The 12748-nt window shown below is 72.9% G+C and carries 9 protein-coding genes; 6 read left to right on the top strand and 3 right to left on the bottom strand.

The window, feature by feature from the left end; genetic code table 11:
* Positions 1–137 precede the first annotated feature (137 nt).
* Together ACFW01_RS35710 and ACFW01_RS35705 are read right to left on the bottom strand one after the other, a co-directional pair.
* On the bottom strand, positions 138–1046 hold the full coding sequence (locus ACFW01_RS35710) for a carbohydrate kinase (protein WP_384510662.1): 909 nt from the start codon (positions 1044–1046) through the stop codon (positions 138–140).
* The gene (locus ACFW01_RS35705; RefSeq protein WP_384510659.1) at positions 1043–2107 is read right to left on the bottom strand and encodes a LacI family DNA-binding transcriptional regulator; all 1065 of its coding nucleotides are present in this window, start codon (positions 2105–2107) and stop codon (positions 1043–1045) included. Before ACFW01_RS35705 ends, ACFW01_RS35710 begins: the two co-directional genes overlap by 4 nt.
* Positions 2108–2341: 234 nt before the next feature.
* On the opposite strand from ACFW01_RS35705, the gene ACFW01_RS35700 reads away from it, so the two are divergent.
* On the top strand, positions 2342–2767 hold the full coding sequence (locus ACFW01_RS35700) for a Rieske (2Fe-2S) protein (protein ID WP_234953480.1): 426 nt from the start codon (positions 2342–2344) through the stop codon (positions 2765–2767).
* Positions 2768–2815: 48 nt separating this feature from the next.
* Here the strand turns inward: ACFW01_RS35700 and ACFW01_RS35695 are convergent, their stop codons facing one another.
* Positions 2816–3766 (bottom strand): hypothetical protein, encoded by a 951-nt coding sequence (locus tag ACFW01_RS35695; protein ID WP_234953478.1) that lies wholly within the window; start codon positions 3764–3766, stop codon positions 2816–2818.
* A 352-nt stretch (positions 3767–4118) separates the two neighbouring features.
* On the opposite strand from ACFW01_RS35695, the gene uvrC reads away from it, so the two are divergent.
* The 5 genes from uvrC to ACFW01_RS35670 all read left to right on the top strand — a co-directional run bounded on the left by uvrC (position 4119) and on the right by ACFW01_RS35670 (position 12676).
* Positions 4119–6329, top strand: coding sequence for an excinuclease ABC subunit UvrC (gene uvrC / locus ACFW01_RS35690; RefSeq protein ID WP_384510655.1), 2211 nt, complete (start codon positions 4119–4121; stop codon positions 6327–6329).
* On the top strand, positions 6326–7342 hold the full coding sequence (rapZ, locus tag ACFW01_RS35685; protein ID WP_384510652.1) for an RNase adapter RapZ: 1017 nt from the start codon (positions 6326–6328) through the stop codon (positions 7340–7342). Before uvrC ends, rapZ begins: the two co-directional genes overlap by 4 nt.
* Positions 7339–8430 (top strand): uridine diphosphate-N-acetylglucosamine-binding protein YvcK, encoded by a 1092-nt coding sequence (gene yvcK, locus ACFW01_RS35680; protein WP_384510649.1) that lies wholly within the window; start codon positions 7339–7341, stop codon positions 8428–8430. The genes rapZ and yvcK overlap by 4 nt, the downstream gene beginning before the upstream one ends.
* Complete coding sequence (gene whiA, locus ACFW01_RS35675) at positions 8421–9413, top strand: DNA-binding protein WhiA (protein ID WP_122615079.1); 993 nt, start codon at positions 8421–8423, stop codon at positions 9411–9413. The genes yvcK and whiA overlap by 10 nt, the downstream gene beginning before the upstream one ends.
* Positions 9414–9721: 308 nt before the next feature.
* The gene (locus ACFW01_RS35670; protein ID WP_384510646.1) at positions 9722–12676 is read left to right on the top strand and encodes a M14 family zinc carboxypeptidase; all 2955 of its coding nucleotides are present in this window, start codon (positions 9722–9724) and stop codon (positions 12674–12676) included.
* Positions 12677–12748: the final 72 nt, after the last annotated feature.

Here is a 12748-nt window from a genome sequence, read left to right as displayed (position 1 = left end):
GCCCACGATCATCCGTGGGCCCCGGCGCGTCGTACCTGTGGCCCGGGCCGGCCGGGCGGGCGCGCGCCCGCGGGCTCGCCGACCCGCGTTCGTGCGGTCCGCGCCCGCCGGACGCGCCGTCAGACGGTCATGCGCCGTCAGACGGTCATCTCGTGGGCGTACGGCGGTTCGGCGCCCGCGCGGGAGCAGGTGATCGCGGCCGCGCGGGCGGCGAAACCCAGCAGCCCCGTCCATCCCTCCGGTCCCAGGGCGGCCAGGCCGTCGGGATCGAGGGCGTCGCGTGCGGCAAGGCCGTGCAGCAGTGCCGCGTTCACCGTGTCGCCCGCACCGATCGTGTCCGCCACCTCGACCCGCTCGCCCGGCACCGCGTACTCGCCACCGTCGCGGGTGAACGCGGTGAGCCCGGCGCCGCCCCGGGTGACCACGACCGCCGCCGGCCCGGACGCCAGCCACTCCCGGGGCGTGCCGCCGAGCCACGCGGCGTCCTCCTCGGACAACTTCAGCAGTGACACGGACGGCAGCCAGCTCTTGAACCGGGCGCGGTAGGCGTCCGGGTCCGGAATCAGTCCGGCCCTGATGTTCGGGTCCAGCGCCGTGAAGACGCCCCGTGCGGCCGTCGCGCGCAGCAGCCCCTCGTACGCGCTCGCACCCGGCTCCAGCACCAGCGAGCAGGTCCCGAAGGACACCGCCCGGGTGCCCGGCGGCAGGTCGGCGGGCACCGTGAACAGCCGGTCCGCCGTGCCGTCCACGTAGAAGGAATACGCGGCCGAACCGGCCGCGTCCACCGAGGCCACGGCGAGCGTCGTCGGCTCGGTCCCGCGCTGCACGGGCGCGACGTCCACACCCGTCTCCCGCAGCCGGTCCAGGAGCGCCTCGCCGAAGGCGTCGTACGAGACCCGGGAGCAGAAGGCGGTGGGGGAGCCGAGGCGGCCCAGTGCGACGGCGGTGTTGTACGGGCCGCCACCGAGGGCGGGCCGCAGTGCGGCGAGGGCGCCCGTGCCCTGCGGTACCAGGTCGATCAGTGCCTCACCGGCGACGACGATCACGGGAGGGTCCTTTCGGGAGCGGTGACGTGGGCTTCCTCGGTCTGCTCGGGGCAGCCGCAGGACGTGCGGTGGACGAAGGCGCAGGGCAGGCGCACGGTCCGGGCGGGCCGGTCCGGCGTGTCGAGGCGTTCCAGCAGCAGCCGGAGGGCCTGCGCGCCGAGGTCCCTGCTGGGCTGGGCGACGGCGGTGAGGCGCGGCGTGAAGAGGTCGGCCCACGCGAAGTCGTCGAAGCAGCACAGTGCGAGGTCGCCGGGCACGGACAGGCCCCGGTCCCGGAGGGCGCGCAGCGCGCCGATGGTCATCGCGTTGTTGGCCGTGACCAGCGCGGTGGGCGGCACCGCCCGCGACAGCAGGGCCGCGGTGGCTCTTGCGCCGCCGTCCGCCTCGGAGTCGCCGTGGACCAGCAGACGGTCGTCGAAGGGCAGCCCGGCGGCCGCGAGGCCGTGCCGGTACCCGGTGATCCGCTCGCGGGTCGTGCTGAGCCCCGGCCGGCCCGCGACCAGGCCGATGCGGCGATGGCCGAGCCCGGCGAGATGGCCGACCAGCAGTGCCGTCGGCTCGGTGCCCTCCGCGCAGACCTGGTCGAAGCGTGGCGCGCCGTCGCCCTCCGGCACCTCGACCACCCGGTCGAGGAACACGGCCGGCACCCGGTGGCGCCCGAGATAGGCGACCAGGTCCCCCGGCTCGGCGGAGGGCGCGACGATCATGCCGTCCACGCGCCGCTCGTGCAGCAGCTGGACGACCTTGCGCTCGTGCCCGGGATCGTCGTGCGGGTCGGCGATGAGCAGGCTGTAGCCGTGCTCCAGCGCACTGGCCTCGACGCCCTGGAGGATCTCCGTGAAGTACGGGTTGCTGATCGCCGACACCGCGAGCCCGATCGAGCGGGTGCGGGAGGTCACCAGGGAACGGGCCAGGGTGTTGGGGGTGTAGCCCAGCTCCTCGACGGCGTCGAGGACCGCCTGGCGGGTGGCCGGCAGGACCGGGCGGGTGTCGTTGAGCACGTGCGAGACGGTCGCCACGGAGACCCCGGCGCTCCGTGCGACGTCCACCATGGTCGGCATCGGCGTCCCCATTTCCGTATCGCCGCGCACCGGCTCCGTATGTCCGTATCGCCGCCGCACCGGCTCCGTGCCGCGGGTGCGTGCGTCGGCCGGGACCGTACCCCATGCGCCGGGTCGGCGTAAACGCTTGCGCAAACGTTTACGCCTCCGTCCCGAACACCCCACCCGCCCCGAGGCGCGGCCCCGCCCGCCGGATATCGTCGCCCTGCACACCCCCTGGACAGTGGAGATCCCATGCCTGGCCGCCCCGCCCCGAGCCGCCGTACCGTCCTGCGCTCGGCGGCCCTCACGCCCGTCGCCGGACTCGCCGCGGCCGCCTGCTCACCGGGTGACGACGGCGCCGCCCCGGCCAGGCCCACCGCGCCCGTCGAGCTGGGAGCGGAGGGCGAGGTCGCCAAGGGCGCGACGAAGCTCTACCCCGACGGCAACGTGGTGGTCAGCCGGGCCGAGGACGGCACCCTGAAGGCGTTCAGCACGGTCTGCACGCACGCGGGGTGCCCCATCAAGAAGCTGGAGGGCACGAAGCTGGTCTGCCCCTGCCACGGCAGCGCGTTCGACGCCCGGACCGGCGAGGTGCTGCACGCCCCGGCGACCTCGCCGCTCATCGAACTCCCGGTCGAGGTGAAGCGGGGCCGCATCGTCGCGAGCCCCGGGACCTGACCGCGGTGGGCGAGGAGCCGCCGGCTCACCTCGCCCGCCCGCGCCCGCCTACTCCCAGTCCCACCCGATCCCCAGCATCCCCGTCCGCGCCCGCGGCTCCACGAGGTGCACCGAGTGGTGCCGGCCGCTGAGGGCGAGTTCCCGCCGGCCGCCGCGCGGTGCCGCCGGCGAGTGCTGGGTGAACCGGTGGCAGCGCACCGGCAGCGCCGCGGCGTCGAACCGCACCTGGAGCGCGTACTGCCCGCCCGCCGAACCGAACCCGCGGACGTACTCCCGTGACACCCCCGCCGTGCCGTCCTCCACGCCGTAGCGGAAGAGATGGGTGTCCCCGGCGCGCAGCCACGTGTCGAAGAGCACCTCGGTCACCAGCAGACCGGTGTCGTGGTGGATGCGGACGCGTCCCGTGCGGCAGTTCTCCAGCGCGTGGACGGTCATCCGCGCGGGAGCGCATCCCGGATCGCCGTAGTGGACGGCGACGAAGCGGTCGACGCCGTCGCGGTGGGCGCGGACGATGTGGTGCGACTCGCGTCCCGCCAGTTCCCGGTGTGCTCCGACGCGGATCAGTTCGTGGTGGCCGAGGATGTGCACCCCGCTGTCCGGCGACGGTTGGCCCAGTTCGGCCAGCAGCCGGTCCAGGACGCCCGAAGCCTCCAGGTGGGCGCGGTAGGAGCGGGCGGCGGGCCGCCGCTCGGGGGATTCCTCCTCCGCCTCGGCGAGCAGTCGGATCAGCGATTCCTCGGGCAGCTGGAGTATCTCCTCCAGGGCTCGCACGGCCCGGAGCGACTCGGGGCGCTGCGGGCGGCGGGCGCCCTGCTGCCAGTAGCTCAGGCTGGTGACGCCCACCTTCACCCCGTGGCGCGACAGATGGTGCTGCACGCGCTGCAGCGGTAGTCCGCGAGCGGCGATCGCGGCGCGCAGGGCGACGTGGAAGGGGCCACCGCGCAGGGCCGAGTCGAGTTCCGCGGTGGCGACGTCCGCGTGCTGTGTGGCGTGCGGCATGCAGGGGCCTTTCTGTGAAGTTCACGACGGCTGGTCAGACCGTTCGACGCGGATCGGCCGGGGCCGCCCTCCCCCGGTCGCGGCGCAGCGGTCTTCACATCCGTACGCCGTGCTTCAGGGCCCCGAGTCCCCCCGCATTGAAGCGTGTTGACCTAGTCCCGACAACACCTGACGCCCGACCGTCACGCGCTCCTGGCCGAGAACGCACGGGCTCGCAGTCCCGAGGGCACGCGGCGTGACCGGCCGGCCCCGGACCGTCCTCCCCGGGCTTCCCCGGCGGCCGTCCACAGGGGCCGGACCCGTCGTCCACAGCCCCGCCGGAGTGTCGGCCCTCGCCAGTAGGGTGTGAGTCATGGCCGACCCCTCCAGCTACCGCCCCAGGCCGGGTGAGATCCCGGACTCCCCGGGGGTGTACAGGTTCCGTGACGAGCACCGCCGGGTGATCTACGTCGGAAAGGCGAAGAGCCTGCGCCAGCGCCTGGCGAACTACTTCCAGGACCTGGCGAACCTCCACCCCCGCACCCGCACCATGGTCACCACGGCCGCGTCCGTGGAGTGGACCGTGGTGTCCACGGAGGTCGAGGCGTTGCAGCTGGAGTACTCCTGGATCAAGGAGTACGACCCCCGGTTCAACGTCAAGTACCGCGACGACAAGAGCTACCCGTACCTCGCGGTGACGATGAACGAGGAGTTCCCGCGCGTCCAGGTGATGCGCGGCCACAAGAAGAAGGGCGTGCGCTACTTCGGGCCGTACGGGCACGCCTGGGCGATCCGCGACACGGTCGACCTCCTGCTGCGCGTCTTCCCGGTGCGCACCTGCTCCGCCGGTGTCTTCAAGAACGCCGCCCGTACCGGCCGCCCCTGTCTGCTCGGGTACATCGGCAAGTGCTCCGCCCCCTGCGTGGAGCGGATCTCCGCCGAGGACCACCAGGAGCTGGCCGAGGAGTTCTGCGACTTCATGGCGGGCCGCACCGGCACCTATCTGCGCCGTCTGGAGCGGAAGATGGGCGAGGCGGCCGAGGACATGGAGTACGAGCGGGCGGCGCGCCTGCGCGACGACATCGGGGCGCTCAGGAAGGCCATGGAGAAGAGCGCGGTCGTGCTCGCCGACGCCACCGACGCCGACCTGATCGCGGTCGCGGAGGACGAGCTGGAGGCCGCCGTCCAGATCTTCCACGTGCGCGGCGGACGCGTGCGCGGCCAGCGCGGCTGGGTCACCGACAAGGTGGAGGAGATCACCACCGGCGCCCTCGTGGAACACGCCCTCCAGCAGTTGTACGGGGAGGAGAGCGGGGACGCCGTTCCCAAGGAGGTCCTGGTCCCCGCCCTGCCCGACCCGGTGGAGCCGGTCCAGCAGTGGCTGACCGACCGCCGGGGTTCGGGCGTGTCGCTGCGCATCCCGCAGCGCGGCGACAAGAAGGCGCTGATGGAGACCGTCCAGCGCAACGCGCAGCAGGCACTCGTCCTGCACAAGACCAAGCGCGCCTCCGACCTCACGACGCGTTCGCGCGCCCTGGAGGAGATCGCCGACGCCCTGGATCTCGACAGCGCCCCGCTGCGGATCGAGTGCTACGACATCTCCCACCTCCAGGGCGACGACGTCGTGGCCTCCATGGTCGTCTTCGAGGACGGACTGGCCCGGAAGAGCGAATACCGACGGTTCCAGATCAAGGGCTTCCGGGGACAGGACGACGTCCGTTCCATGCACGAGGTCATCACCCGCCGCTTCCGCCGCTATCTCGCCGAGAAGGAGCGGACCGGCGAGTGGGCGGACGGGGAGGACGACGCCGTCACGACGGCCACCACCAACGGCGCCACGCCCGACCACGGCGCCACGCCCGATCACGGCGCCACGCCCGATCACGGCGCCACGCCCGATCACGGCGCCACGCCCGGCCACAACACCACGCCCCACGCCGCCGCCGACGACCTCGCCCTCACGGACGGGCCCGCCCTCAAGGACGACGACGGTCGTCCCAAGCGTTTCGCCTACCCGCCCCAGCTCGTCGTCGTCGACGGCGGACAGCCGCAGGTGGCGGCCGCCCAGCGGGCCCTGGACGAGCTCGGTATCGACGACATCGCCGTCTGCGGCCTCGCCAAGCGGCTGGAGGAGGTCTGGCTGCCCCGCGAGGACGACCCGGTCGTCCTGCCGCGTACCAGCGAGGGCCTGTACCTGCTCCAGCGGGTCCGCGACGAGGCCCATCGCTTCGCGATCACCTATCAGCGCACCAAGCGTGCCAAACGCTTCCGCTCCAGCCCGCTGGACGAGGTGCCGGGCTTGGGGGAGACCCGCAAGCAGGCGCTGATCAAGCACTTCGGTTCGGTGAAGAAGCTGCGGTCGGCGACGATCGACCAGATCTGCGAGGTGCCCGGCATAGGCCGGAAGACGGCCGAGACGGTCGCCGTGGCCCTCGCCCGGGCCACCCCGGCCGCGCCCGCCGTGAACACGGCGACCGGAGAGATCATGGATGACGAGGACGGGGCGCCCGAGACGACGGCGGACGCCCCGGGGGAGCCCGTGTCCGCGGGCACCCCGGACGAACGACGGGGGCAGGAGAGATGACCGAGCACGAGGCACGGCCCACAGCCGGAGGAGAACAGACCCACCGCACGACCGGCGCGGACGCCGGCCCGCAGACGGCCGGCCCCGGACCGGGCCAGGACGACGGAGCACAGGTGAGTACGGGCAAGGAAACAGCCGGGGCGCACGAGGCGCCCATCCCCGAGCTGGTGATCATCTCCGGCATGTCCGGAGCCGGCCGCTCGACGGCCGCCAAGTGTCTGGAGGACCTCGGCTGGTTCGTCGTCGACAACCTGCCGCCCGCGCTGATCCCCACCATGGTGGAGCTGGGCGCCCGCTCGCAGGGCAACGTGGCCCGTATCGCGGTCGTCGTCGACGTCCGCGGCCGGCGCTTCTTCGACAACCTGCGCGAATCCCTCGCGGACCTCGACACCCGCGGTGTCACCCGGCGGATCGTCTTCCTGGAGTCCTCCGACGACGCGCTGGTGCGCCGCTTCGAGTCGGTGCGCCGCCCGCACCCCCTCCAGGGCGACGGCCGCATCGTCGACGGCATCGCCGCCGAGCGGCAGCTCCTGCGCGAGCTGCGCGGCGACGCCGACCTGGTGATCGACACCTCCAGCCTCAACGTGCACGAGCTGCGCGCCAAGATGGACGCCCAGTTCGCCGGCGACGAGGAGCCCGAGCTGCGGGCCACCGTCATGTCGTTCGGCTTCAAGTACGGGCTCCCGGTCGACGCCGACCTGGTCGTGGACATGCGCTTCCTGCCCAACCCGCACTGGGTCCCGGAGCTGCGCCCCTTCACCGGCCTGAACGAGGAGGTCTCCTCGTACGTCCTCAACCAGCCGGGCGCCAAGGAGTTCCTCGACCGCTACGCCGAGCTGCTCCAGCTGATCGCCGCGGGCTACCGTCGGGAGGGCAAGCGCTATGTGACCGTCGCCGTCGGCTGCACGGGCGGCAAGCACCGGTCCGTGGCCATGTCGGAGAAGCTCGCCGCCCGGCTCGCCGCCGAGGGCGTGGAGACGGTGGTCGTCCACCGGGACATGGGACGGGAATGACTGGACGTACTCCGCGGCTGAGCAGGCTGCGCCGGGTGGTGCCCGAGGGACGCGGCGGCAGGCCCGCCGAGACCCGCGCCGCCCGGCCCGAACAGGCGCGCGGCGGCAGGCCGCGCCGCCGGGGCGCCCAGCCCAAGGTCGTCGCCCTCGGCGGCGGCATGGGACTGTCCGCCTCGCTCGCCGCACTGCGCCGGATCACCGGCGACCTGACCGCCGTCGTCACCGTGGCCGACGACGGCGGCTCCAGCGGGCGCCTGCGCGACGAGCTGGGCGTGCTGCCGCCCGGCGACCTGCGCAAGGCGCTGGCCGCGCTGTGCGGCGACGACGACTGGGGCCAGACCTGGGCCCGCGTCATCCAGCACCGCTTCCAGTCCCAGGGCGACCTGCACGAGCACGCGGTCGGCAATCTGCTGATCGTCGCCCTGTGGGAGCAGCTCGGCGACCACGTCCAGGCGCTGGACCTGGTCGGCAAGCTGCTCGGCGCGCACGGGCGGGTGCTGCCCATGTCCGCCGTCCCGCTGGAGCTGCAGGCCCTGGTGCGGGGGCACGACCCCGGCCGCCCGGACGAGGTGGAGACCGTCCGGGGGCAGGCGACGGTGGCGCTCACGCCCGGTGAGGTGCAGTCCGTGCACCTGGTGCCGGGCGCCCCGCCGGCCGTCCCCGAGGCGGTCGACGCCGTCCTGGACGCCGACTGGGTGGTGCTCGGCCCGGGCTCCTGGTTCTCCTCGGTCATCCCGCACCTGCTCGTGCCGGATCTGCTGGACGCGCTGGCCGAGACGAAGGCCCGCCGGGTCCTCTCCCTCAACCTCGCCCCCCAGCCCGGAGAAACCGAGGGGTTCTCTCCGCAGCGTCATTTGGAGGTTTTGGGACGACACGCCCCTAAACTCGCCCTGGACGTGGTGCTGGCCGACGAGGCCGCCGTGCCCGACCGTGACTCGCTCACCGACGCCGCGAAACGGTTCGGCGCCGCGGTCGAACTGGCTCCGGTCGCCCGGACCGACGGGACCCCGAGGCACGACCCGGAGCTGCTGGCCGCCGCGTACGACCGTATTTTTCGGATGCATGGAAGGATCGGCCCATGGCGATGACGGCAGCGGTGAAGGACGAGATCTCCCGGCTCCCCGTCACCCGGACCTGCTGCAGAAAGGCGGAGGTATCCGCCATCCTGCGGTTCGCCGGCGGCCTTCACCTGGTGAGCGGGCGCATCGTGATCGAGGCGGAGCTGGACACCGCGCGGGCGGCCCGCAGGCTCAAGCAGGACATCCTGGAGATCTTCGGGCACAGCTCGGAGCTGATCGTGATGGCGCCGGGCGGGCTGCGGCGAGGCTCGCGTTACGTCGTTCGGGTGGTCGCGGGCGGTGACCAGCTGGCCCGGCAGACCGGCCTGGTGGACGGGCGGGGCCGCCCCATCCGAGGCCTGCCGCCGCAGGTGGTCTCGGGGGCCACCTGCGACGCCGAGGCCGCCTGGCGCGGCGCCTTCCTGGCGCACGGTTCGCTCACCGAGCCCGGCCGTTCCTCCTCCCTGGAGGTGACCTGCCCGGGTCCCGAGGCCGCGCTCGCCCTGGTCGGCGCCGCCCGCCGGCTCTCGATCCCCGCCAAGGCCCGCGAGGTGCGCGGTGTGGACCGGGTCGTCGTCCGCGACGGCGACGCGATCGGTGCCCTGCTCACCCGGCTCGGCGCCCACGACTCGGTGCTGGCCTGGGAGGAGCGGCGGCTGCGCCGCGAGGTCCGCGCCACCGCCAACCGCCTCGCCAACTTCGACGACGCCAACCTGCGCCGCTCGGCCCGCGCGGCCGTCGCCGCGGGCGCCCGGGTCCAGCGGGCCCTGGAGATCCTCGCCGACGACGTGCCGGAGCACCTCGCGGCCGCCGGCCGGCTCCGCATGGAGCACAAGCAGGCCTCCCTGGAGGAGCTGGGCGCCCTCGCGGACCCGCCGCTGACCAAGGACGCCGTCGCGGGCCGCATCCGCCGCCTGCTGGCCATGGCCGACAAGCGGGCCTCGGACCTCGGCATCCCCGGCACGGACGCCAACCTCGGCGAGGAGGAGCTGGCGGACAACCTCGTCGGCTGACCGAACGCGCGCCGGGCCGCCGTACACGCGCCGGGCCGCCGTACACGCGCCGACGCGGCCGTACACATCCCCGCACACACGCGCCGACGCGGCCGTACACATCCCCGCACACGCGCCGACGCGGCCGCACACACCGCCGCACAGAAGCCGTCAACAAGCCGGTGCGGGCGCCCACTTGGGTGACCCGCACCGGCTTTGGCGTGTCTTTGTCGCGCCCTTGACTCGATCATGAGCTGTCATGAGCCTGGCATCTGTTCGCCACTGTGGCGGAACCAGGCCTGTCAGGCAGGCCCCATCTAGGGGGGTTCATGAGACGAAGAGCGAGATCGATCCTCGCCGTCGGCGCGCTCCTGATCGGCGGAGCGGGCGTCGCACCCGTCGCCCAGGCACAACCCGCGAGTCCGGTGACCCCGGACGCGGACGAGGTGAAGGTCTTCCGTGCCGACGTCACCCAGGAGCAGGTGCCCCTGCTGCTGGCCGCCGGACAGGACGGCCACGAGCTCACCGAACGGGTCCCCGACCGGGGCACCGCCACCGTGGAGGTCTACCTCACCGACCAGCAGGCCGACAAACTGGAGAAGCAGGGCGTCGACCTCACCGAGCACTCCCTTTCCAGTCGGGCCGAGAAACGCGTCGAGGACGCCGCCGACGGCGTCTTCCGCCCGTACAGCGGCAGCGGCGGCCTCCGCGAGGAGATCCTGCGGACCGCCCGGCAGAACCCCCGCCTCACCAAGGTCGTCTCCATCGGCAGGACGGTGAACGGCCAGGACATCCTCGCGCTCAAGCTCACCAAGAACGCGAAGCAGTCCAAGGACGGCTCCAAGCCCTCCGTCCTCTACATGTCCAACCAGCACGCGCGCGAGTGGATCACCCCGGAGATGACCCGGCGGCTGATGCACCACTACCTGGACAAGTACGACGAGGACCGGCGGATCAGGAAGCTGGTCGACTCCACCGAGCTGTGGTTCCTGCTGTCGGCCAACCCGGACGGCTACGACTACACGTTCGAGGACACCGGCAACCGCCTGTGGCGCAAGAACCTGCGCGACAACAACGGCGACGGCGCCATCGGAGCCGGCGACGGTGTCGACCTGAACCGCAACTTCGCCTACAAGTGGGGCTACGACGACGAGGGCTCGTCCCCCAACCCCACCAGCCAGACCTACCGGGGCGCCGGCCCGAACTCCGAGCCCGAGACCAAGGCCCTGGACCGCTTCCAGAAGCGGATCGGCTTCACGTACGGCATCAACTACCACTCCGCCGCCGAGCTGCTCCTCTACGGCGTCGGCTGGCAGGTGGCCACCGACACCCCGGACGACGTCCTCTACAAGGCGCTGGCCGGCACGCCCGAGAACTCCGCGATCCCCGGCTACCACCCGCAGGTCTCCTCGGAGCTGTACACCACCAACGGTGAGGCGGACGGACACGCCGCCAACGTCAACGGCACGGCGATGTTCACTCCGGAGATGTCGACCTGCCAGACGATCTCCGAGCAGGACCCCGACGACGAGTGGAACGCGGCCGACTGCCAGTCGGGCTTCAACTTCCCCGACGACGAGAAGCTGATCCAGCGGGAGTTCGCGAAGAACATCCCCTTCGCGCTCTCCGTCGCCGAGAGCGCCGCCCACCCGGACCGGCCGTCCTCCTCGGTCGGTATGGACGCCCCCGACTTCACCCCGGACGCCTTCACCACGTCCTACGCGCGCGGCGCCGACCAGGAGGTCTCCGTCGTCGCCCGCAAGTCCGTGCGGGACAAGGAACTGAAGTACCGCGTCAACGGCGGACGCACCCACGACGTACGGCTGAGGCCCTGGCGGGGCGGTGAGACGTACGGCGGCGAGGACAACCTCTACTTCGACGAGTACCGGGCCAAGGTCCGCCACGGCGAACGCGGCGACCGGGTCGAGGTCTGGTTCACCGGCGAGACCAAGGGCGGCAGACGCACCGCGAGCGAGCACTTCACGTACACGGTCGCGGAGCGGCCCGGCGCGGACGTCCTCGTCGTCGCCGAGGAAGGCGCGAAGGCCACGCAGACCCGGATCTACGTCGACGCCCTCAAGGCGAGCGGCAAGCGGGCCGCCGTCTGGGACGTCGCGACGCGGGGCGCGCCCGACGCGCTCGGCGTCCTCGGGCACTTCGACACCGTCGTCCACTACACGGGCGCCGCGGCGCCCGGCAACGCCACCCAGCTTCAGCTGCGCGCCTTCCTCAACGAGGGCGGCCGGCTGATCGAGGCCGGTGAGCAGGCGGGCGGCGACGTCGACCTCGGCGGCGGCAGCCTCTCCGACGACTTCAGCCAGTACTACCTGGGCGCCTACACCCGCACCTCGACCACCGGCGCCACCGGGTTCACCGGCACCGGGCGGCTCGACGGAGCCACCGGCGCACTCGGGGCCGCGCCCGGCAACCCGCTGGACGCCGCCGGAACCTACAGCGTCACCTCGGACGAGCTGCCCGCCGACACCTATCCGCAGTTCGCGAGCGAGGGCGCCGGAAAGTTCGCCGGGACGGTCAACCCGTACGGGCCCTACGCGGGCGCGTGGATGGCGGCCGCCGTCCACACCGACGACGCCTACAAGCGCCTCACCCGCACCATCGACCTCACCGGTGTCACCGCCGCCGAACGCCCCACGCTCCGCACCCAGCTGCTGTGCCACACCGAACGCGGCTACGACCACGCCCTGGTCGAGGCGCACACCACCGGCGCCGACGACTGGACCACGCTCCCCGAGACGGGCGGCGCCACCCGCACCGCCGTGCCCGCGGAGTGCGGGGCCGGCTTCTACATCGGCGGGCACCCCTGGCTGGAGCACTACCTCACCCTGTCCGACGACGGCTGCGCCGCGACCGGCACCACCGGGCAGTGGAACAGCCTCACCGGCGCCTCCGGGGGCTGGCGGCAGGTCGAGTTCGACCTGAGCGCCTACGCCGGGAAGTCCGTGGAGGTGTCGATCGCCTACGTCACCGACCCCGGCAGCGGCGGCCGCGGCGTCCTCGCCGACGAGGCCTCGCTGGTCGTCGGTTCCACGGCCACCGGCACCGAGGGCTTCGAGACCTCGCTGGGTGCCTGGCAGGTCTCCGGACCGCCCGCCGGAAGCCCCGCCGTCCTGAAGGACTGGGCCCGCACCGGGACCCTGTTCCAGACGTACGGCGCGGTCACCACGGACGACACCGTGCTGCTCGGCTTCGGTCTGGAACACCTCACCGAGCCGGCCGCCCGGGCGGCTCTGGTCCGGCAGGCGCTGCGTGCCCTGGACGAGTGAATCCGGGCCCGGCGGGGACCCGGCGGTGTAACGAAATCGGGTGATCGGTCCCCGTACCGCACGGCGGTCCGT

This window comes from Streptomyces sp. NPDC058985 (genome assembly GCF_042740985.1).
In the GTDB taxonomy this organism is placed as follows: domain Bacteria; phylum Actinomycetota; class Actinomycetes; order Streptomycetales; family Streptomycetaceae; genus Streptomyces.
This window is presented reverse-complemented; position numbering and strand designations above follow the sequence as displayed.